Annotated in this window: 18 protein-coding genes; 11 read left to right on the forward strand and 7 right to left on the reverse strand. The window is 68.9% G+C overall.

All coding sequences use genetic code 11. The features are described 5' to 3' along the window. Window positions 1-19: 19 nt before the first annotated feature. A complete protein-coding gene (locus ACMGFE_RS24310) occupies window positions 20-1,189 on the reverse strand; it encodes an acyl-CoA dehydrogenase family protein (RefSeq protein WP_436927861.1) in 1,170 nt (389 codons plus the stop codon). A 62-nt stretch (window positions 1,190-1,251) separates the two neighbouring features. After that, a complete protein-coding gene (locus tag ACMGFE_RS24315) occupies window positions 1,252-2,772 on the reverse strand; it encodes an aldehyde dehydrogenase family protein (protein ID WP_436927862.1) in 1,521 nt (506 codons plus the stop codon). A gap of 169 nt (window positions 2,773-2,941) precedes the next feature. Between ACMGFE_RS24315 and ACMGFE_RS24320 the strand changes: the two genes are divergently transcribed. After that, window positions 2,942-3,664 (forward strand): helix-turn-helix domain-containing protein, encoded by a 723-nt coding sequence (locus ACMGFE_RS24320; RefSeq protein ID WP_436927863.1) that lies wholly within the window; start codon window positions 2,942-2,944, stop codon window positions 3,662-3,664. 100 nt (window positions 3,665-3,764) lie between these two features. Here the strand turns inward: ACMGFE_RS24320 and ACMGFE_RS24325 are convergent, their stop codons facing one another. Beyond that, window positions 3,765-4,592 carry a proline dehydrogenase family protein gene (locus tag ACMGFE_RS24325; RefSeq protein ID WP_436927864.1) on the reverse strand — a complete coding sequence of 276 codons (828 nt, stop codon included), beginning with the start codon at window positions 4,590-4,592 and terminating at the stop codon, window positions 3,765-3,767. Between the two features lie 187 nt (window positions 4,593-4,779). Between ACMGFE_RS24325 and ACMGFE_RS24330 the strand changes: the two genes are divergently transcribed. The 7 genes from ACMGFE_RS24330 to ACMGFE_RS24360 all read left to right on the forward strand — a co-directional run bounded on the left by ACMGFE_RS24330 (window position 4,780) and on the right by ACMGFE_RS24360 (window position 12,329). Next, on the forward strand, window positions 4,780-6,150 hold the full coding sequence (locus ACMGFE_RS24330; protein WP_436927865.1) for an ABC transporter substrate-binding protein: 1,371 nt from the start codon (window positions 4,780-4,782) through the stop codon (window positions 6,148-6,150). A gap of 6 nt (window positions 6,151-6,156) precedes the next feature. Further along, a complete protein-coding gene (locus ACMGFE_RS24335; protein WP_436927866.1) occupies window positions 6,157-7,101 on the forward strand; it encodes a branched-chain amino acid ABC transporter permease in 945 nt (314 codons plus the stop codon). 1 nt (window position 7,102) lies between these two features. Beyond that, complete coding sequence (locus ACMGFE_RS24340) at window positions 7,103-8,341, forward strand: branched-chain amino acid ABC transporter permease (RefSeq protein ID WP_436927867.1); 1,239 nt, start codon at window positions 7,103-7,105, stop codon at window positions 8,339-8,341. Further along, window positions 8,334-9,158 carry an ABC transporter ATP-binding protein gene (locus ACMGFE_RS24345; RefSeq protein ID WP_436927868.1) on the forward strand — a complete coding sequence of 275 codons (825 nt, stop codon included), beginning with the start codon at window positions 8,334-8,336 and terminating at the stop codon, window positions 9,156-9,158. Before ACMGFE_RS24340 ends, ACMGFE_RS24345 begins: the two co-directional genes overlap by 8 nt. Then, window positions 9,155-9,865, forward strand: a complete 711-nt coding sequence (locus ACMGFE_RS24350; protein WP_436927869.1) for an ABC transporter ATP-binding protein — start codon at window positions 9,155-9,157, stop codon at window positions 9,863-9,865. Before ACMGFE_RS24345 ends, ACMGFE_RS24350 begins: the two co-directional genes overlap by 4 nt. A 37-nt stretch (window positions 9,866-9,902) precedes the next feature. Further along, window positions 9,903-10,865, forward strand: coding sequence for a DMT family transporter (locus ACMGFE_RS24355; protein WP_436927870.1), 963 nt, complete (start codon window positions 9,903-9,905; stop codon window positions 10,863-10,865). 63 nt (window positions 10,866-10,928) lie between these two features. Beyond that, the gene (locus tag ACMGFE_RS24360) at window positions 10,929-12,329 is read left to right on the forward strand and encodes an erythromycin esterase family protein (RefSeq protein ID WP_436927871.1); all 1,401 of its coding nucleotides are present in this window, start codon (window positions 10,929-10,931) and stop codon (window positions 12,327-12,329) included. Between the two features lie 12 nt (window positions 12,330-12,341). Here ACMGFE_RS24360 and ACMGFE_RS24365 read toward each other — a convergent pair whose 3' ends face one another. Further along, a complete protein-coding gene (locus ACMGFE_RS24365; protein WP_436927872.1) occupies window positions 12,342-13,232 on the reverse strand; it encodes a winged helix-turn-helix domain-containing protein in 891 nt (296 codons plus the stop codon). Window positions 13,233-13,439: 207 nt separating this feature from the next. Here ACMGFE_RS24365 and ACMGFE_RS24370 point away from each other — a divergent pair, with 207 nt between their 5' ends. Continuing rightward, the gene (locus tag ACMGFE_RS24370) at window positions 13,440-14,432 is read left to right on the forward strand and encodes an aldo/keto reductase (RefSeq protein WP_436927873.1); all 993 of its coding nucleotides are present in this window, start codon (window positions 13,440-13,442) and stop codon (window positions 14,430-14,432) included. A 212-nt stretch (window positions 14,433-14,644) separates the two neighbouring features. Here ACMGFE_RS24370 and ACMGFE_RS24375 read toward each other — a convergent pair whose 3' ends face one another. Both ACMGFE_RS24375 and ACMGFE_RS24380 read right to left on the reverse strand, forming a co-directional pair. After that, entirely contained in the window at window positions 14,645-16,039 is a 1,395-nt protein-coding gene (locus ACMGFE_RS24375; RefSeq protein ID WP_436927874.1) for a hypothetical protein, read from the reverse strand. An 81-nt stretch (window positions 16,040-16,120) separates the two neighbouring features. Continuing rightward, entirely contained in the window at window positions 16,121-16,981 is an 861-nt protein-coding gene (locus ACMGFE_RS24380) for a 3-hydroxyacyl-CoA dehydrogenase family protein (protein WP_436927875.1), read from the reverse strand. 268 nt (window positions 16,982-17,249) lie between these two features. Here ACMGFE_RS24380 and ACMGFE_RS24385 point away from each other — a divergent pair, with 268 nt between their 5' ends. Then, window positions 17,250-18,056 carry a class I fructose-bisphosphate aldolase gene (locus ACMGFE_RS24385; protein ID WP_436927876.1) on the forward strand — a complete coding sequence of 269 codons (807 nt, stop codon included), beginning with the start codon at window positions 17,250-17,252 and terminating at the stop codon, window positions 18,054-18,056. After that, window positions 18,053-18,949 (forward strand): class 1 fructose-bisphosphatase, encoded by an 897-nt coding sequence (locus ACMGFE_RS24390; RefSeq protein ID WP_436927877.1) that lies wholly within the window; start codon window positions 18,053-18,055, stop codon window positions 18,947-18,949. The genes ACMGFE_RS24385 and ACMGFE_RS24390 overlap by 4 nt, the downstream gene beginning before the upstream one ends. 36 nt (window positions 18,950-18,985) lie before the next feature. On the opposite strand, the gene ACMGFE_RS24395 is transcribed toward ACMGFE_RS24390, so the two are convergent. Next, window positions 18,986-21,484, reverse strand: coding sequence for a hypothetical protein (locus tag ACMGFE_RS24395; protein ID WP_436927878.1), 2,499 nt, complete (start codon window positions 21,482-21,484; stop codon window positions 18,986-18,988). Between the last annotated feature and the right edge of the window lie 105 nt (window positions 21,485-21,589).

Consider the following 21,589-nt stretch of genomic DNA (forward strand, 5'->3'; position numbering starts at 1 on the left):
GACGTCGCACACCTCCCCTCTAGTCCAGTAACTGGTCGGCGATGGTGTTGCGCAGGACTTCGCTCGTCCCCTCGTAGATCTCGTTGAGCTTCGCGTCCCGGTAGTACCGCTCGACGGCGAAGTCCGTCGTGTACCCGTAGCCGCCGTGGATCTGGACGGCCTCGTTGGTCACTTCGCGGGATATCTCCGAGGCGTACAGCTTCGCCTGGGCGGCCTCCGTGACGTAGCGGTCGCCGCGCATCTTCTTGTCCGCCGCGGCGTGCATCAGATACCGGGCGGCGTTGATCTTCGTGTCCATGTCGGCCAGTTTGTGCTGGATGGCCTGGAACTCCGAGATGGGCTGGTCGAACTGCTCGCGGTCCTGGGCGTATTCGAGCGCGTCGTCCAGGGCGGCCTGCGCGAGCCCGATCGAACGGGCGGCGATGGTGATCCGGCCGCCGTTGAGCGTCTTGAGCGCCTGGACGAGCCCGGCGCCCTCCTCCCCGAGCCGTCGCTCGGCCGGGATCTCCAGCTCCTCGAAGCGCAACTCGGCGGTGGGACAGCCCTTGTCGCCGAGCTTGTGCTCGGTCCCCTCGACGTGGAAGCCGTCGTCCTCCTCGGGGCGGACGACGAACGAGGAGATGCCGCCGCCGTCGGCGGCCGGGTCGGTCTTGGCGAAGACGATGACGGTGTCTGCGACGGAGCCGTTCGAGATCCAGAGCTTGCCGCCGTCGAGGACGTAGTGGTCGGGGTCGGCGCCGCCGCCGGCGTCGCCGCCGACGGGTTCGGCGGTCGTCTCCATCGCCGGCACGTCGCTCCCGGCGCCCGGCTCCGAGAGCGCGAAGGCGCCGACCTCCCGGCCCTCGGCCATCGGCGTCAGGTACGCCTGGCGCTGGTCCTCGTCGCCGAACTCGTAGACCATGTTGCAGGCCAGCGAGACGTGAGCGGCGACGATGGTGCCGAGACCGCCGCTCCCGCGCGATATCTCGACCAGGGCTTCCGGATAGGCGTGATAGTCGAGGCCCGCGCCGCCGTACTCCTCGGGGATCGGCATCCCCATCAGGCCGAGGTCGGCCATCTGGTCGACGATATCCTGCGGGAACTCGTCGGTCTCGTCGATCTCCGCGGCGCGAGGGACGACTTCCTCGTCGACGAACTCCGCGACCATGTCGCGGATCTGGCGTTGCTCCTGGGTGAGGGCGAAGTCCATACCGCATCTACCGTCGCTCGGCTCTTGATAGTTCGGCAACGAAGCGTCCCGACGCGCGGTGGTCAGTCGTCGCCGGTCGACAGGTCGGCCGAGAGGCCCTGGGCCATCTCGATGTCCTTCGAGTTGTTGAGCGTCCACGCCGTGCGGTCGGTGACGGCTTCGATGACTTCGCGGGCGCTGGGGTAGCCGTTGCCGGACTTCTTGACGCCGCCGAAGGGGAGCTGGACCTCCGCGCCGATGCACGGGAGGTTCGCGTAGGCGAGGCCGATCTCCGCGTGGTCGCGGTAGTAGTTGATCTGGCGGTAGTCCTCGGAGATGACCGCGCCGGCCAGCCCGTAGTCGGTGTCGTTGTGGATCTCGACGGCGCGCTCGATGTCGCCGTCGTACTCCATGAGCGCGACGTGCGGGCCGAACACTTCCTCGCGGGTACAGCGCAGGGCCGCGTCGGGGTCGGCCTCGTAGACGAACGGACCGATCCAGTGTCCAGCGTCACCGCCCTCGGGGATCTCGTCGTCACCGAGGTCGGTCCGGTCGACGAGAACGTCGACCCCCTCCTCGCGGGCGAGGTCGTTGTACTTCGCGACCTTGTCGCGGTGGTCGGCCTCGATCAGCGGGCCCATGAAGGTGTCTTCGTCCAGCGGGTCGCCGACGGCCACCCGTTCGGCGGCCGCGACGAAGCGCTCTCTGAACTCGTCGTAGACGTCCGCGTGGACGATGATGCGCTCGCTGGAGACGCAGCGCTGGCCCGTCGTCTTGAACGAGGACATCACGGCGGAGTGGACGGCGACGTCGAGGTCTGCCTTTTCGGTGACGACGATGCCGTTCTTCCCGCCCATCTCGCAGGCGGCGCGCTTGCCGGGGTCCTCGGCGACGGCCGTGGCGATGTTGTGGCCGACCTCCGCGGATCCCGTAAAGAGGACCGTGTCCACGTCGTCGGAGTCAACGATGGCCTCGCCGGCGTCGCCGAAGCCCTGGACCATGTTGAAGACGCCGTCCGGAAGCCCGGCCTCGTCGAACAGTTCCGCGACGACGTTCGCACAGAGCGGGGTCTGCTCGGCGGGCTTGAACACGACAGTGTTGCCCTCGACGAGCGCGACGGCCATGTGCCAGTAGGGGATGGCGACCGGGAAGTTCCACGGCGTGATACAGCCGGTGACCCCGCGGGGCTTCCGGCGCATGTACGCGTCCTTGGAGGGAATCTCGGAGGGGACGACGTCGCCGCTCGGGTGGCGGGCGTCGCCGGCGGCCCACTCGACCATGTGGGCGGCCTCGACCACGTCCGCGCGGCCCTCGCTGATCTCCTTGCCGCACTCCCGCGAGACGGTCGCGCCGAGGTCGTCGACGGACTCCTTCAGCGCGTGGTAGACGTCCCAGAGGTACTCCGCGCGGTCGATCCGGGAGCGTTCGCGCCACTCCTCGTACGCCGCACTCGCCGCGTCGACCGCGCGCTCGACGTCCGCCGGGGTCCCGCGGTGGAACTCGCCGAGCGTCTCGCCGGTCGCGGGGCTCTCGCTGGTGAACGTCTCGGATCCCTCGCCGGAGACCCACTCGCCGTCGATGTACTGTCGGTGTCGCTCTGCCATGGATCGACCGTCGGGCGGAGACGGCGAAACGTCCGGCCCGACCATGGACGGGCCAGCGTACGGGCCCGAATGGGCCGCGATCTGCGGTTTCACGGCTCGCCCCGACCATGGTCGGGTCAACCTACGAGTGACCGCCAGACAGTTGTGCTCCCGAGGGATACGATAACATATGAGTATCGCCGATCAGATAGCCGGGACGCGACTGACGCTGGACCTGTGGCATCCGAACTGCTGGGCAATCGAAGCGACCAAACAGACGAGCGGGGGCGTGCTCGCACACGCGATTTACAACTCGCCACAGACGAACGGCGAACGGCCGGCCTCGGTGAAGGGCCTGTTCACGGCGTTCGGCGACGACGAGGCCGCCGTCGAGAACCTGCTCGACGCGATCCGGGAGTCCGACCGCGCGGGCGAACTCCTCGAGCTCCAGGAGCGCTTCGGGCGCGGGAGGAACACGCCGGGGAACGTCGTCCGCGAGTTCTTCCTCGAGTACGACCCCGACGACATGGTGTGTCCGACGCTCCTCGAACACGGGTTCGTCCACAGCGCGCCGGTCCGGATCGAGAACGGACGCGAGGAGTGGGAAGTCTGCTTCGTCGAGGACCGCTCGGCCATCGAGGACTCGCTCGACGGGGTGCGCGAGGATTCCGGTGCCGAGGTGACCGTCGACTCGATCACGACCGGCGAGTCCACCACTCGGAGCGAGCGCGACCAGCGACTCGACACGCTCACGACAACCCAGCGCGAGGTCTTCGAGCACGCCCGCGATGTGGGGTACTACGACTGGCCGCGCGGGACCTCGACCCGCGAACTGGCCGACGACCTGGACGTCTCGAAGACGACGCTGCTCGAACACCTGCGCAAGGCCGAGTCAAAACTCCTCGACCCGTAACGCCGCCCGCGACGCGTCAGCGTCCCCACCGCGCAGATCGCCCGTCCGTACCCGACGCTGGCCCCAAGATACCGATTTCTCTCGACCAGGGTGACCGCGCTCACCCGCTGACGACCGCTCTGAGCGCGAACAGGGCGTTCGACTTCCGTTCCCTGATCCGCCGGTAGAAGTACGAGAACCACTTGCTCCCGTACGGGATGTACTGGTAGACGTCGACCTCGTCGGCGAGCGCGAACTGCTCGGCCTCGCGGACGCCCATCAGCATCTGGACCTCGTAGGGCGTCCCGAACTCCTCGTGGAGGTCGCGCGCGAGGTCGATCATCGCCGGGTCGTGGCTCCCGACGGCCACGCCGTCGTCGAACTCGCGGAACATGTACCGCAGGCACTCCCGGTAGGCCTCGTCGACGCGCGCTTTCTGTCTGTGCGCGATCTCGGCGGGCTCGTCGTAGGCGCCCTTGACAAGTCGCACCTTGCCGGGGAGGTCGGCGAAGCGTTCGAGGTCGTCGGGCGTCCGCTTCAGGTTCGCCTGCATGCAGACGCCGACTCGACCCCCGGTCTCGACGGCGTGGCGCTCGACGGCGTCGAGGGTCACGTCCGTCGTCTCGTGGTCCTCCATGTCGACCCAGACGAAACAGTCGGCGGCGTCGACGATCCGCGCGAGGTTCTCCTCGAACGCCGTCGCGCCGACTTCCAGTCCGATCTGGCTCGGTTTGACGGAGATGCAGGCGTCGGCGCCTCGCTCGGCTATCAGTGCGGCGAGTTCGACGTACTCGTCGGCGTCCGCGTCCGCGGGCGCGCGCTCCTCGTAGTGTTCGCCCAGGAGGTTCACGATAGCGGCCACGCCCTCCTCGTTCAGGTCCTCGGCGTGCGCGAGCGCCGTCTCCGGTGTCTCACCGGCCACGAAGTCGCTGGCGATCGGCGGGATCATACCACGAACTAGATCCGAGACGCCCCTATATCGGAACCCGACCAAATGTTTCTCGCCTGCGCGAGGTGAGAAAAAAGCGGCCGAGCCAGTACCGGCCGGAACAGTGCCCGAGACGGCCTAACGCGACAGGGCCCGACCATGGGAGGGTTGGGCTTAACCCTGTTCGTCTATTAAGCTAATAGAACGTATGCCACGAAATACCAGGGACGATATCGACCGACGAACGCTGCTGAAGCTGACGGGCGGGGTGGGTCTCGCTGGACTGGCCGGTTGTGTGAACACGACGGACGACGGCGGCGACGGCGATGGTGACGGTGACGGTGGAGACGGCGGTGACGGGGGCGATGGAAGCGACGGGGATGGCGGCGACACTCCGGAAGACGGCGGTGACGGGAGCGACGACACGGATACCGAAACGTCCTCGGGCGACGGCGGCAGCGACGGTCCCTACACGATCGGGATGGTCGACTCGCTGACGGGGTCGCTGTCGGCGTTCGGCGAGCGCAACCAGCGCGGGAAAGACCTCGCGCTGGAGACGGTCAACGAGGTGGGGATCGAGGGAAGGGACCTGGCGATCACCGTCGAGGACTCCGGCTCGGAGAACCAGGGCGGCATCTCCGCGGCCCAGAAGCTCGTCAACCAGGACGGCGTCCCGTTCCTCATCGGCTCGGTCGGCTCCGGCGTCTCGCTGGCCATCTACGAGAGCGTCGTCCAGGACACCGACGTCGTGCAGCTGAGCCAGAACTCGACGGGTCTCGGGCTGACCGACTTCCCCGGGCTGCTCCGGATGTCGCCGACCGGCCGCACGCAGTCGACGGCGCTGGCGAACATCATCGCCGAGGACGACTACGACACGGTGGCGGTCACCTTCGTCAACAACAACTACGGCCAGAGCCTCGCGGACGCGTTCGTCGAGGCCTGGGACGGCGAGGTGGCGTACAACCAGCCACACGACCAGGACCAGCAGTCGTACTCGGGGGTCCTCTCGGAGATGAACAGCTCCGCCGCGGACGCGTGGCTGTTCGTCACCTACCAGGCGGAGTTCGCGACGATGGTCAACGAGATCTACTCCAGCGGGTACGAGGCCCAGCTATACGGCGCCGACTCCGTCTCCGGCGACGACGTGCTCAGCAACACGCCCGAGGGGAGCATGGAAGGCATGAAGATCGTCGTGCCCTCGGCCCCGGTCGAGCAGGACAACTACAAGGAGTTCGCGAGCCGGTTCGAGGAGGAGTACGGCGAGTCGCCGACCTCGTGGTCCGCCTACGCCTACGACTGCGTCGTCAACGCGGCGCTGGCGATTCAGGCGGCCGACGAGTTCACCGGTGCCGCGCTCCAGGAGACCGTCCGCGAGGTGAGCCGCCCCGAGGGCGAGGCCGTCACGACCTACAAGGCAGCACACGATATCCTCGCCGACGGTGGTAGCGTCGACGACGTCGACTACCAGGGCGTGAGCGGGCCGATCGACTTCGACGAGAACGGCGACCCGGTCGGGTTCCTGCAGATCCTCACAGTGCAGGACCACGACTACGCCGGGACCGGTTTCGTCGAGTCCTGAGGACCGATGGTCCTCCTCGATCACATCGCGAGCGGGCTGATTTACAGTAGCATCATCGTCCTCGGGAGCATCGGCCTCTCGCTGATCTACAGCATCGCCGACTTCGCCAACTTCGCCCACGGCGACACGATGACGATCGGCGCGTACTCGTCGCTGGTCACCTTCGGGGCCGTCGGCGGCCTCGGCGGCGCGGTGCTCGGCCTCCCGGTGGGCTTTTTCGTCGCGCTGGTGGCGGGCATCGTCGTGGCCGCGGTCGTCGCCGTGATCACGGAGAAGGTCGTCTACGAGGGGATGGATCTCGACTCCATCGGCATGCTGATCACGTCGATCGGGATCGCCTTCATCTATCGTGCGGTCGTCCAGATGTGGTTCGGCGCGGACGCCGTCCGCTACGACATCCAGGCGCTCCGCCCGATACCGTGGCTGCTCCAGTACGACATCCGTGTGACCGAACACGACGTGGCGATCGTGCTCTCGGCGGCCGTGCTCGTCACCGGACTGCACGTGCTGCTCCAGTACAGCGACCTCGGGCGGAAGATGCGTGCGATGGCCGACAACCCCGACCTGGCGCGCGTGAGCGGCATCCGCACCGACCGGATCAAACTCTGGACGTGGGTGATCGGCGCCGGACTCGCCGGCGCCGGCGGCGTCTTCCTCGGTCTGTTCAACCTGCTGACGCCACGGATGGGCTTCGACCTCCTCCTCCTGATCTTCGCGGCCGTCATCCTCGGCGGCATCGGCTCGGTGTACGGCGCGATGCTCGGTGCCGTCCTCATCGGGATGATCCACGAACTGACGCCGCTGCTCTCGCAACTGGGCGCGGTCCTGCCGTACCTGCCCGACGGGTTCGGCCTCCCGATCGGCAACCAGTACGGCAGCGCCATCGCCTTCGTCATCATGGTGGTCGTCCTGCTGTTCCGACCGCAGGGGATCGCCGGGGAGGCGGTCTGAGATGAGCGCAGTCACGCGAACCCGGGCGTACTGGACGGACCTGACCCGGGCCGAGCAGGGCGTCACCGGCTTCGTCGTCGGCTTCGCCGCGCTCCTCCTCTTCGGCCTGCTCAGTGGCGCGCTCGCACCCACGTACTTCCTGTTCCTCGTCGGCATCGCAGGCATGTACGCGCTGCTATCGTTCGGCCTGAACGCCCAGTGGGGGTTCACCGGGCTGATCAACTTCAGCGTCGCGGCGTTCTTCGGCGTCGGCGCGTACGGGGCCGCCCTCATGACGGCGGACAGTTCGCCGATCGCCGGCGGATTCAACCCGCTCGTCGGCCTCCTCGTCGCGCTCGTCTTCGCCGCGGTCCTCGCCATCCTGATCGGGATCCCGACGCTCCGCCTCCGCGCGGACTACCTCGCTATCGCCTCGCTCGGCCTGGCCGAAGTCGTCCGCACCATCGTGAAAAACGAGGGCCAGTGGACGAACGGGACCGCTGGCGTCCGCGGCATCCCCGGATTCTTCGAGGGGTGGCCGATCCTGGCGACGTTCCCCGAGGCGATGCCCGGGCTGGAGATAATCGTCTCGCCGGGCTGGCGGACGACGATCGGGCTCCCGTTCGTCGACTTCGGTCTCGAGTTCGTCGTCCCGTCGTCGACGCTCCTGCTCGGCACCTCGTTCTGGCAGGCGCTGTTGAACGTCGCCCTCGTCCTGACGTTCGTCGGCGTGAGCTACGCGCTGTTGCGCCGGGTCCACCGCTCGCCGTGGGGACGCGTCCTGCGGACGATCCGCTCGGACGAGGACCTGGCGCGGGCGCTCGGCAAGCACACCTACTCGTTCAAGATGCAGTCGTTCGTCCTGGGCAGCCTGATCATGGCGCTGGCCGGCGTCTTCTACGCCCACCTGAACCTCTTCGTCGGCCCGGGCGAACTCGACCCCGTAACGACGTTCTACGTCTGGGTCGCGGTGATCCTCGGCGGCAGCGGGTCGAACCGCGGCGCGCTGTTCGGCGGGTTCGTCATCGTCGCCATCCGCGAGGGGACCCGCTTCCTCAACGAGTTCGGGTGGATCCCCTTCGACGTGGCGCCGCTGCGCCTGCTGCTGATCGGCGCCCTCATCGTCGCCATCATGCGGTTCCGACCGGAAGGCGTCCTCCCGCCCCAGCGGGAACTCATCTGGCCGTCGGCCGTCGACGAGGCGCCCTCGCGGCCGGATTCCGGCGTCCGCGACGTCAAGGCAGGTGGTGGCGATGAGTGACGTCGAAGAACCGGTCGACCGGGCGGTCGAGACCGACGTCGACCGCGCGGAGGACGACGTCGTCCTCCGCGTCGAGGACCTCCAGAAGTCCTTCGGCGGCCTCGTCGCGACCGACCACGCTACCTTCGAGGTCGAACGCGGGACGATCACCGGTCTCATCGGCCCGAACGGTGCCGGCAAGTCGACCATCTTCAACCTCATCTCGGGCTTCTACGAGCCCGACGGCGGCCGCGTCGAAGTCAACGGGGTCGACGTGACCGGCAAGGAGCCGTACGAGGTCGCCGACCACGGGCTGATCCGGACGTTCCAGACCCCGCGCAAGCTCGAAGGGATGACTGTCCGGGAAGCGATGCTCGTCGGACCGCGCAACCAGCCCGGCGAGTCGTTCGTGAAGCTCCTCACGTCGCCGGGCGCGGTCGGCGAGGCGGAGCGGCGGAACCTCGCGGACGCCCAGCGGATCCTGGAGGAGTTCGAGATCGACCACCTCGCGACCCAGCCGGCGACCGACATATCCGGCGGGCAGATGAAGCTCGTCGAGCTCGCGCGGGCGATGCTGGCCGAGCCGGAGATCCTGCTGCTGGACGAGCCGGTCGCCGGCGTCAACCCGACGCTCCGGAACAAACTCGCCGACCAGATCAGGCGGCTCAACGAGGAGGGGACGACCTGTCTCCTCATCGAACACGACATGGACTTCGTGATGAAACTCGCCGACCCCGTCGTCGTACTGGACCAGGGGAGCGTCCTCATGGAAGGGCCGCCTCAGCGGGTGCAGTCGGACGACCGCGTCATCGAAGCGTACCTGGGGGGTGGCACGTGAGCGACCACGTCCTCGAACTCACGAGCGTCGACAGCGGCTACGGCGAGGTGCAGGTCCTCGACGACCTCTCGATGCACCTCGACGAGACGGAGATCGTCTGCCTCATCGGCCCGAACGGCGCCGGCAAGTCCACGGTGCTAAAGACCGTATTCGGCCTGCTCACGCCGTGGAACGGCACCGTGGCGTACCACGGCCGCGACATCGGTGGGATGGCCCCCGAGGACATCGTCCGCGAGGGCATCGGATTCGTCCCCCAGACCGACAACGTGTTCAGCTCGCTCACCATCGACGAGAACCTCCGGATGGGCGGCGTCGCCCGCGAGGAGGGGCTCGACGAGGCGATCGGCCAGCTCTACGACCGGTTCGAGCTGCTCGACGAGAAGCGGGCCGCGAAGGCGCGAACCCTCTCGGGCGGCCAGCGGCAGGTCCTCGCGTTCGCCCGCGCGCTCGTGATGGAGCCGGACGTGCTCCTGATAGACGAGCCCTCGGCCGGGCTGGCGCCCAACACCGCCGACGACGTCTTCGGGCACGTCCAGGCCGTCAACGAACTCGACACGGCGATCCTGATGGTCGAACAGAACGCGACGAAGGGGCTCGCCATCTCCGACCGCGGGTACGTCCTCGACCAGGGGACCGTCAGGTTCGAGGGGCCCGCGGACGGACTCCTCGAAGACGACCAGGTGTCGAAGCTCTACCTCGGCGGTTGACTCCCCGACCGCTGCTCGCCCTCTCCCCCGCACACACGTGACCGGACTCAGACGATACGCGTTCGCCCTCGGCCCGCTGACAGCCGCGGGACTGTGGGGCGGGATGTACGTCGTCAGCAAGTGGGGCTTCTCGGTGATACCGCCCGTCACCCTCGGGTTTCTCCGGGTCGCGCTGGGCGGGGCCGCGCTCCTCGCGGTGCTCCGGGCCGGGAACGCGCGGTCCTCGGCCGCGACCGACGGCGGGTCGGGCGTCGCGCGCGGTGACTGGCCGGGATTCGTCGCCCTCGGCGGCTGGGTGACGCTCACTATCGCGACGCAGTTCCTCGGGACCGACCTCACGAACGCCAGCCAGGGGTCGCTGTTGACCGTGTTGACGCCCGTGTTCACCGTCGGGCTCGGCGCCGCAGTGCTTGGCGAGCGCGTCACCCGGACGAAAGCGCTCGGGATCGCGCTCGCCGGCGTCGGCACGGTCGTGGTCCTCGCCGGACAGTACGACCTCGGCGGGATCGCGGCCGGCAACGCCCTCGGCGTCGCGCTCCTCCTCGTCGCGAGCGTCGCCTGGGCGGGCTTTACCGTCTGGGGCGCGCCACTGGTCCGCCGGTACTCGGCGCTGACCGCCGCGACCTACTCGACGCTCGCGTCGGTGCCGATGCTCGGCGTCCTCTCGGTCGTCGAACTCGCCGCGCTGGGGTACGGCCTCGGCGACGTCCCGCTGGACGGTCCGACGCTCCTCGGGTCCGGGCCGACGCTCCTCGCCGTGGCCTACCTCGGACTGGCGTCGACGGCGGCCGCGTGGTATCTCTGGTACACGGGCCTGGCGTACGTCTCCGCGGGGACCGTCGCCGTCTTCTTCTTCGCCCAGCCGGTCGTCGGCGCCGCGCTCGGCGCCGTCTTCCTCGACGAACACCTCGGACCGGGATTCGCCGCCGGCGGTGCGCTGATGGCCGCCGGCGTCTGGGCCGTCAGCCGCGAGCGAGCGGAGCGCGCCGACGAGGCGTAGCTCGTTCACGGTAGAATTGTCGCTTTCCGCTCGCTTAAATTGGCCCGCTGTCACGATTATGTAATGACAGATGAGGCAGTATTGCTCGATCGACTGAAGTCGGTGACGAGCGAACTCGCGACCACAGATCCGACGGCCACCCTCGCGGATCTGCGACCGTTCGCGGACCGGTTCGCTGACGTGGCGGTCGTGGGCCTCGGCGAGGCGACCCACGGCAGCCGCGAGTTCTTCCAGCTGAAACACCGGCTCGTCCGGCTCCTCGTCGAGGAGCTCGGGTATCGGTCCTTCGCCATCGAGGCGAACTTCTCGGAGGCGCTGGCTGTCGACGACTACGTCGTCCGCGGCGAGGGCGACCCGCGCGAAGCGCTCGACGGCATGTACTTCTGGACGTGGAACACAGAGGAAGTGCTCGCGATGGTGGAGTGGATGCGCGAGTTCAACGCGGACCGCCCGCCTGCCGACTGCGTCCGCTTCTACGGGGTCGACCTGCAGTTCACGCAGGGGCCAGCGGAGGCCCTGCGAGAGTTCCTCGCCGAAGCCGACCCGGCGTTCCTGAACGAGGTCGAGGACAGCCTCGCACCGCTGGAGAGCGAGGAGAGCAACGGCGAGCACACGCCGATCGGCCTGGATCAGCTGGAGAGCACCGGATCGCTGCTCGGGAAGCTCGACGACCGGCTCGACAGTCACGCGACGGACTATGCCGACGCGACGTCGCCGGAGCGGGTCGAATTCGCCCGGCAGCATCGCCGGACACTGGAGCAGACCTACGAGCTCGCCAGAGAGATGCACGAGGCCGACGATCCGCGAGAGGCACAGGGACTCCGCGACGAGTTCATGGCCGAGAACGTCGCGTGGATCCACGACCACGGCCCCGGCAACGCAGTCGCGCTCTGGGCGCACAACGCCCACATCCAGAAAGGAGCGACGCGCGGCGCCTGGGAACAGTTCGACCCGATGGGCGGGTACCTCGCCGACCGCTTCGGCGACGACTACCACGCGCTGGGCTTCGAGTTCGGCGGCGGCTCCTTTCAGGCGTTCCCTCACCCCGAGGCAGACGCCGACGGCGGCCTCCAGAAGTGGTCGACGCCGCCGCTCGCCGACCAACTACCGCTCGGACTCGGCGGAGCGTCGGACGGAGACGGCGGCGAGAGCGAAGGGTCCAGCGACGAGCGCGAATCGCCGGACGACGACTCGGGACCGGTCGACGCGCCGGTCCAGTTCCAGGAGGCGATGCGGGCGCTCGACGGCGACCCGCTGTTCGTCGACGTGGTTGCTGCCCGAGACGACGACCGCCTCGACCAGTGGCTCGACGACTACCACACCTGCCACCACATCGGCGCGGTGTTCCACGACGAGGACGACCGGACGGAGTTTTTCACTCGCTATCGACTCGGTCGCGAACTCGACAGCGTCCTGTTCGTCGCGGAGACGAGTCGGGCACAGCCGGTCGGCGGGGAGGAGTAACCGGCGACGGCCTCACGACCGTCGCGCCTCGACGGCCAGGTCCTCGTCGACGACGAGTTCCAGCGTCTCGCCGTCGCGCTCGACTTCCAGCGCGACCTCCCAGGGGTCGGTCGAGCGCACGCCCAGGAACTCGTCCGTCATCGCCCATTCGAGTTCCCAGTGGGGGAGGCTGGTCACGTCCGTGCCGTGGTCGCGGAAGAAGGAGACGACCGCGGGTTCGTAGAGGACCGCGAGTCCGACCGACAGGAAGTGGTCGGCACCGCAGTGACCGCAGTCCAGGTCGACGAACACGTCCAGGCGGTCGCTGCCATCGCTCCAGACGTCCTCGGCGGGGACGAGCGCGGTATCGAGCGCGCTGGCGCAGATGGGGCAGACGCCGCGGGCGTACGCGAGCATCCGGTGGCGGTTGTACTGGTCGACGCGGTCGAGCAGTTCGTCGGTCTCGGCGCCTTCGACGGCGCTGGGAGGCAACTGGGTGTGGGCGTAGACGTGGCCACAGCCCGAACAGGTCAGTTCGAAGGTGCCGTCTTCGTACTCGCCCTCGACGAGGGAGCCACAGAAGTAGCAGTCGAGACCGATCTCGAACGGCTCGACGGTCGCCCGCCGGTTGAACGTCCCGGCGCGGATCTGCCGGTAGAGGGCGAGCCCCTCCGACCTGAGCGTGTAACCATCGTCGTCGCGGTCGACGAACTGCCCGACGAGCTGCGAGAGGTGGTAGTTGAACTGTCCGCTGTCCATCTCCGCGTCGACGCGGGACCGGAGGTCGGAGAAGGAGACGCCCTCGTGGGGCGTCTCGCCGAGCGCGCGGAGGATCGCCGCCCGCGTCTCGTTGCCGATGAGCGCGAAGGCGTCCTCCGGGTCGGCGCCGGCCCCCGCGGACGCGGTGTCGGTGTCGTCTGGCACGTCTGTTCGTTCCCGATTCACGTCGAAATAGGTTGGGGAGCCCCGCCGGTGGTCCGACGTGACCGACCGCTGTGAGAACCGGAACGACCGACCGCCGCGTGGTCCGGAACGACCGACCGCCGCGTGGTCCGGAACGACCGACCGCGGAACGGGGAAGAACGGACCGGATTACCCACCTTTTTCGCGCCACCGTCTGTCGATCCGACCATGGACACACGACAGTTCGGTTCGACGGGATACGACGTCACGGAGATCGGTCTGGGCACGTGGAACGTCGGCCCAAGCTGGGGCGACGTGACCGACGAGCAAGCCAAGGAGTCCATCCGCACGGCGCTCGACGACGGCGTGAACTTCCTCGACACCGCCGAGGTGTACGGCGACGGCCGCGCCGAGCGGCTCATCGGCGAGGTCCTCGACGAGCGCGACCCCGACCGGCGCATCTACGTCGCGACGAAGGCCGCGCCCGACGAGGACGAAGGTCACTCCGAGGAGGGGCTGCGCGCCTCCGTCGAGGGGTCGCTCGACCGCCTCGGCGTCGACTCGCTGGACCTGGTCCAGCTGCACTGCCCGGAGACCGAGGCGTTCTACGACCCCGAGAACTTCCGGGTGCTCGAGGACCTGCGCGAGGAGGGGAAGATCGAACACGCCGGCGTCAGCGTCGAGAAGGTCGAGGAAGCGTCGAAGGCAATCGAGTACGACGTCGTCGAGACGGTGCAGATCATCTTCAACCCGCTCCGCCAGCGCCCGGCAGAGCGCTTCTTCGAGCGGGCGTCGAACGAGGACGTCGGGATCATCGTGCGCGTCCCGCTCGCCTCCGGCCTGCTCGCCGACGCCTTCGAGGGCATCGACGACTTCGGCGAGGGCGACCACCGGCGAACGGCCGCCGAGGGGGGCGTTGAGGCCGGCGTCGGTCGCAAGGGCGGCGAGACGTTCGCCGGCGTCCCCTTCGAGGACGGCCTGCGCGCCGTGGACGACCTGCGCCCGTTCGTCCCCGAGGACGCGACGATGGCGCAGTTCACGCTCCGCTGGATCCTCGACCACGACGCCGTCTCCACCGTGATCCCCGGATCGACGACGCCCGAACACGTCGGCGAGAACGACGACGCCGCCGCACTCGCCCCGCTCTCTCACCAGACTCACGGCGCTGTCCGCGACATCTACGAAGAGCACGTCGCCGACTACGTCCACCACCGCTGGTGACGGCAGCACCGCGGTCTCGCCACTCCCACCGCTCGCGCGGATTCCGTGTACTATCGAAACACTCTTGACGTACCCAGCCGCCGTGAGTTCCGGCCCACAGGGTCGCGGTGGGGACCGCTCGGAAGGTGCGTTTCGACAGGAACGATGACAGATTGAGTCGCATCACTGTCTTGCGATTTTCCAGTCGAAATCAAAGGGTTGATGAAGGGCGCTCAGTTCCGGCGCGTCTGACGCTCGTCAGACCCCTCGGGTGAGTCGGCCGTCGCCGACGGCTGGCGCGACGAGGGGCCCACCTGGCCGGCCCCTCGACCGGTGCGACCGTACTCGCGACCCAGGAGGTACAGCGGGACGCCGAAGCAGACGGTCGCGGCGGCCCAGGGGATCGTCGTGAATAGCGACCCGAGCAGCGCCAGGATCGCCGACGCCGGCGGGTGGAACAGGACGGCCGCCCCGAACGGGGAGAGGACGAGCACGACGGCCACGAACGCGGCCGTCCCGCGGTCGACCCCTCGTGCGCGACCGAGCGGGAACCAGAGAGCGGCGGGGATCGACAGGAGCGCCGTCTGGAAGGCCACGATTGAGACCGCGCTCGTCGCCGCCGCCACGAGGGCCGCCGCCCCGAGCGTCCAGCCGAGCGCGACTCGTGGCGACGGTCGGTCGAGCACCAGCGCTCCCACCGCGACGAGCGCGTACAGCGCGGCGAACGAGGCGACCGTTTCGGCGACGGGCGCCTCGAGGAGGAGCGACGTGACCAGCGACACCGAGGCGACCGCGGCGGCGACCGCACCGCCGCCGGCGATCCCCGTCGCGAGGAGTCGGGCATCGACGGTCGGGAGCGCGCGGTCCCACCGACGGAGCGCCAGCACCGCCCCGGCGAGCGCGAGCGCGGGAAGGGCGCCGAGGGGGACCACGCCGGGCCCGGCGAGACCGACCCCGGACCCGACGATCGCGACCGTCGTCAACCCCTGTGCGACCACTCCGTCGGAGGGGGCAAAGGCCAGGTGAGTGTCGCCGCCGAACCCGGCCGACTCGGTCGAGGACCACACGACCGACCGGCCATCGACGGTCCCACCGGACGGCGCCTGGGTCACGGCGGTCCCGGTCGGTCCGCGGATCCGCAACTCGTCGGCATCGAACCGGAGGCCGGCCGAGCGGGTGCGCCAGTCGAACAGGTCGACGAGGACGACGCCGCCCGTGCCGCGGTGTGCGACGCCGGCCACGTCGAGATCGACGACGAGCGTGTCGTTCTCGACGCGCGTCCGCAGGTTCCGCGGGTCGTCGACCACCGTCCGTCGGTCGAGGCTCGCGCGGACGACCCGCTCGCGGAGCGTCTCGTTGGCTGCGAATCGGTCGGCCGCGCCGCCGTCGACCCGGACGCGCGCGTGCCAGTGGCCGGTCCCGTTCCCGCGGACGTCGATAGTCGCGACGCCGCGCTCGACGGTCAACGGAACCCCTGCATCGGGGGCGGCGGACTCGAAGCCGTCGCCGCAGACGCCACAGATCGCTTCGGGCGGCGGCGCCGCGCTCGCGGGACCGACCGGGACGGCCGCGAGGAGCGAGCAGCCGAGCAGGAGGACGGTGAGGACGACGGGGCGGAGGGCTGCCATCGTCCGTTCGTCTCGCCCGCGTTTAAAGGACGTTCCGGAGGATCAGACGGCGCTTTCAGCCTCGCCGGCCGAGCCGACCGCTCACTCGTACTCGTAGAAGCCCCGGCCCGACTTCTTCCCCAGGTCGCCCGCTTCGACCTTCCGCTTGAGCAGGTAGGCGGGCTGGTAGCGGTCCCCGAGTTCCTCGCGGAGCGTCTCCGAGGCGTGCAGGCAGACGTCGAGGCCGATGTGGTCGGCCAGTTCGAGCGGCCCCATCGGGACGTTCGTGCCGAGTTCCATCCCGCGGTCGATGTCGTCCTTCGAGGCGACGCCCTCGTCGTAGGCGCGGATCCCCTCGTTGATCCACGGCATGAGGATGCGGTTCGTCACGAACCCCGGCTTGTCGTCGGACTCCCAGGTCTCCTTCCCGAGCGCCTCGGCGAACTCGTGGGCGAACGCCGCGACGTCGGGGGCGGTCCGCTCGCCGACGACGACTTCGACCCCCCGCATGACCGGCACGGGGTTCATGAAGTGCAGGCCGACGACCTGGTCGGGCCGGTCGGTGGCGCTGGCGATGGTCGTGATCGAGAGCGTGCTCGTGTTGGTCGCCAGCACGACGTCGTCGTCGGTCACTGCGTCGAGGTCGGCGAACACCTCCCGCTTGACCTCCATCTCCTCGACGACGGCCTCGATCACGACGTCCGCCGCAGCCAGGTCGGACAGGTCGGTCGTCCCGTCGACGCGTTCGCGCATCGCGTCGGCCTCGTCGGCGGTGATCTCCCCCTTGTCGGTGAGCCGGTCGAGGCCGCCGGAGAGCGTCTCGATCCCCTGCTGGACGAGGTGGTCGGCCACGTCGCGGAGGACGACGTCGTACCCCGACTGCGTAGCGACCTGAGCGATCCCGCTCCCCATGGTGCCGGCGCCGACGACGCCGACGGTGTCGATGGTGTCGAGTTCGCGCATGTCCCACGCTCCGTCCGCCCCCGGCGTAAGCCTGCTGGCGCCCAGTCCCGGAACCGCGTTCCGCCCTCGCTGACGGCGCGCCGCCATCCGAGAACCGGTCACGTAGCTGAAGTTTGGTTGCGGAGTAATTGCCACGTTCGATCGATCGGTCGATTTCGGCCACGAGAGGGCGTGTGGGTGCGTCGCACGGCTCAATCGTTTACTCGGGCAGTAGTAAATAGTGTCAGAAAGAAGATATATAACGCCGCTCCGTGTACGATTGTTCGTAATGCGACCCATCGACGACGCTCCGGTCACGCGGGACGGGAAGGTACTCGTTTTGGCGTACGATCACGGTATCGAGCACGGGCCGGTGGACTTCGACCCCCAGCCCGAGAGCGCGAACCCGGAACACGTCTTCGAGGTCGCCACACACCCGGCAGTCACGTCGCTCGCGGTGGGCAAGGGCGTCGCCGAGGCCTACTACCCCTCCTACGAGGACGACGTGTCCCTGCTCGCCAAGCTCAACGGCACCTCGAACCTCTGGATGGGCGAGCCCGACAGCGCCGTCAACTGCTCGGTGGAGTACGCCGCCGAGGAGCTCGGCGCCGAGTCCATCGGTTTCACCGTCTACCCCGGCACGAACTGCGAGGTCGAGATGTTCGAGGAGTTCCGCGAGGTCCAGGAGACGGCCCGGGAGTACGGCCTGCCCGTCGTGATGTGGTCCTACGCCCGCGGCCAGGGCGTCAAGAACGACACCAAGGACGACGTCATCGCCTACGCCGCCCGGCTCGGTCTCGAACTCGGTGCCGACGTGGCGAAGGTCAAGTACCCCGGGAGCAAGGAGGCCATGGAACGGGTCAACCGGATGGCGGGGCCGACCAAGGTGATCATGTCCGGCGGGTCGAAGAAGAACGACCGTGAGTTCCTCGAGAACGTCGAGAGCGTCATCGACGCCGGCGGCGCCGGTCTCGCCGTCGGCCGCAACGTCTGGCAGCGCGAGAACCCGCGGCGCATCCTCGACGCGCTCGAGAAGGTCATCTACGAGGAGGCCTCCGTCGACGAGGCGCTCAACGCGGCACCCCCCAAAGCATGAGCCAGCAACTCCCGCCCTCGGCCGACTGGGTCGGGCACCCGACCGTCGACGCAGTGTTCGACGTGGTCCGAGACACCGCGAGCGAGGTCCGCGCGGCGCTGCCCGAGCGCCGCGCGTACGTCGAGGGACACAACCCCAGCGGCGAGAAGGTCCGCGCCGCCGACGAGTACGCCGACGAGCTGTTCTGCGAGCGCTTGCTCGCGCTCGACTCCGTCGGAAGTTACGCCTCCGAGGAACGCCAGTCCGCGCGGACCGCCGACGACGGCGGTGAGTATCACCTCGCGCTCGACCCGCTCGACGGCTCCTCGAACCTCACGTCGAACAACCCGATGGGCACCATCGTCAGCGTCTACGACGAACCGGTCCCGACGAGCGGCTCGGATCTCGTCGCCGCCGCGTTCGTCCTCTACGGCCCCAACACCACGATGGTCGTCTCCGACGGCGACTCCGTCGACGAGTATCTGATCGAAGCCGACAGCGCGGAGAGTCGGAAACTCCTGCGCGAGGACCTCACCCTGCCCGACGACCCGACCGTCTACGCCTTCGGCGGCCGCCGTCCGGACTGGACCGACGGCGTCACCGCGGCCGTCGAGGACCTGGAAGCCGATCGGTTGAAACTCCGCTACGGCGGCGCGTTCATCGCCGACGTGATGCAGGTGCTCACCCACGGCGGCGTCTTCGCCTACCCCGAACTGGTCGACGCCCCCGAGGGCAAGCTCCGCTACTGCTTCGAGTGCGCGCCGGTAAGCTTCGTCGTCTCCGCCGCCGGCGGCCGCGCCTCCGACGGCTACGGCGACCTCTTCGAGACCGACCCCGACGAACTCCACGAGCGCAGCCCCGTCTACCTCGGGAACACGGACCTCGTGGACCGAGTCGAAGCCGAGCTGTCGTAACCGCTCTCCCCCGCTGGTTTCTCCCGTTCGCTGTTTTCACCCGCTCGCGCTGTCGCCGTCCCCGCCGACCTTCCCGAGGACGAACCGCAGGAGGACGAGCACGAGCAGCAGTCCGAGGATGCCGCCGAGCGCCATCCCGATGAGCCGGAGCGGGAGGAACGAGAGGAACGAGAAAAACGACAGGAACGAGAGCAGGCCGCCGCCGCCTCCGACGACGACCGGGCCGGCCTGGGTGCCGTTGACCATCACGGTGTGGTTGCCCTCCGTCGCGAACGCGGTCGTGAACCCGACCTCCCGTTGCTCGCCCGCTGGCACCGCGACCGACTCCTTGCCGACGAACGAGACGTTCATGCCGTGGAGCGTCTGGAGCCCGGCCGTGTACGTCCCGTCGCCCTCGCCCTTGTTCGCGAGGGTGACGTTGACCGCGACGGACTCGTTGACGGCGACCGCGGTCCGGTTGACGGTGACGTTGCTGACGATGATCTGCGCCGCCGGGCCATCCCCTCCGTCACCGTCGGTCCCGTTCGGCGCCGTCTCGTTGCCGGCCGCCTCGTCGCTCGCCGTCCCCTTGCCTGCCGTTCCGTTTCCAGCGGTGCCGTTACCAGCCGTGCCGTTCCCGTCCGCGAGCGCGGGCTCGGTCGCCAGCGAAAACACGGAGAGGCCCGGCGAGTCGACGGCGTAGCTGACGTGCGTCTCGTTGGACTCGACCAGCGTCGTCCCGATGGCCGACCAGTTCCCGTCCGAGCTGCGATAGACCGAGAGGTTCGACGGGTCGAGACCGTGGGCGTCGAGGTACGCCCGGCGGACGGTGAGGTCGAGAGCGACGCCGTCGACCGTCGCGCCGTCGACGGAGTGCTGGACGGTGACGGTCGCGGCGGGCGTCGCGCCGTCGGGTGCGCTGAGGGCCGACCCCGCTCGCTCCCGGGCGACGACGGTCGCGGTGACGTTGGTGTCGGCGGCGAGACCGAGCGAGAGGCCGTCGACGGAGATGTTCGTCGTGGCGGCGACGGCGTTCGGGCCGTCCGCGTCGGGGATCGAGACGGTCGTCCCGGCGACGCCGCCGCGGACGGTCACCGCCGAACTCGCCGTGCCCGCGCGGCCGTCCTGGAGCGGTTCGACGCTCACTCGCGGCCAGTCGTCGGTATCGCCGCCGTCGCCGCCGTCGGCCTCGTCGACGAACGTCTCCCGCGTGTCGCCGTCGACGACGAAACGTTCGGTGTGCTCGACGCCCTTCCCGTCGGTGGCGCGGACGATCACGACCGTCCGGTTCGCGGCGATGGCGACCTCGCGGTCGAACTCGACCCGGTCGCGGCGCGACCCCGAGTGGACGACCTGGTAGTCGAGAGTCTCGTCCGTGTCGGCGCGGCGCGTCTCGACGACGAGGCGCTCGGTGACGCCCTCGTAGGCGACGCCGCTGAGGAAGAGCCGCTCGGCGCCGATGACGACGGTCCTGTCGCGGTCGATCGCGATCTCGGGCGCGACGTCGCGCTCCTCGTGGGGCCGCCGCTCGATCGTGACCGTCCGGGTGGTCTGCTTGCCGGTGATGTCGGTGACCGTGACCGTCGCCTCGTAGGTGCCGGGATAGAGCGCGTAGATCGACTCGTTGAACGACTTCGAGAGCCGGTCGGGGTCGAGGCGACTGGTGCGAGAGGCGGCTATCGACTCGGTGTCGGTGACGTTGCCGTCGACGCCCGAGACCGTCAGGTTGGCCTCGCGGATCCCCACGTCGTCCTCGACGGTGCCGGCGAGGAAGATCCGGTTGCTCGTCGTCTCGTTGGGGAACGGTTCGAGCGAGATCCGCGGAGCGCGGTCGTCGGTGACGTCGATTGAGAAGGCGTAGAGGCGGACGTTTCCGAACTCGTCGGTGGCGGTGACCCGGACGTCGTTGGTCCCGCTCTCGTTCCCGCCGGTGTACCCCAGGACCATCTCGACCGAGAAGTTCTCGCCCACGTCGCGGAGGACGCGCGTCGACGTCTCGCCGTCGAACTCGCGGGTGATACGGAGTTTCTCGACCGACGAATCCTCGATGACGTTGCCGGCGATCGTCGCGGCCGACCCGTTCGTCGTCCCGTCGGCGATGGGTTTCCACGGGGCCGTCTCGTACGGACTGGTCAGATAGACGTGAGGCGCTTCCGCGTCCTTGTCGACCGTGAACGCCGTCGCGTCGACCTCGCCCGCGTCGTCGGTGACGATCACTCTGACGTCGTTGCCCCCGTTCGACAGTTCCGGTTCGACCCGTTCGGAGGCGGAACTGCCGTTGACCGCGATGGAGCGGACGCGTTCGCCGTTGACCCGGACGACGATCTCCGAGAGCGCGGTGCCCGCCGCCGCGTCGGCGCCAACCGAGGCGTTGATCGCGAGCGTCACGTCGTCGCCGGTCTCGTAGGTGTCGCCGTTCGCGATCGCGGTCGATCCGATAGAGACGTCGACCGTCGGCCCCTCGCCGGCGGCCCCGCTCGCCGCCCCGCCGGCGACAGCGGGCGCGGCGACGGCGCTCACGAGGAGGAGAACCAGACAGAGCGACCGGAGACGCATTGACGCGAGATTGACCGTTCACCTACTTAACCGGTCGCCCGAGGGTATCAACTTTGAAAGCTGCGGGTCCGACAATCGCAGACCGGGGGCGCTCCCCGACCAGTC

The organism is Halosimplex amylolyticum (assembly GCF_051414035.1).
Lineage (GTDB): Archaea > Halobacteriota > Halobacteria > Halobacteriales > Haloarculaceae > Halosimplex > Halosimplex amylolyticum.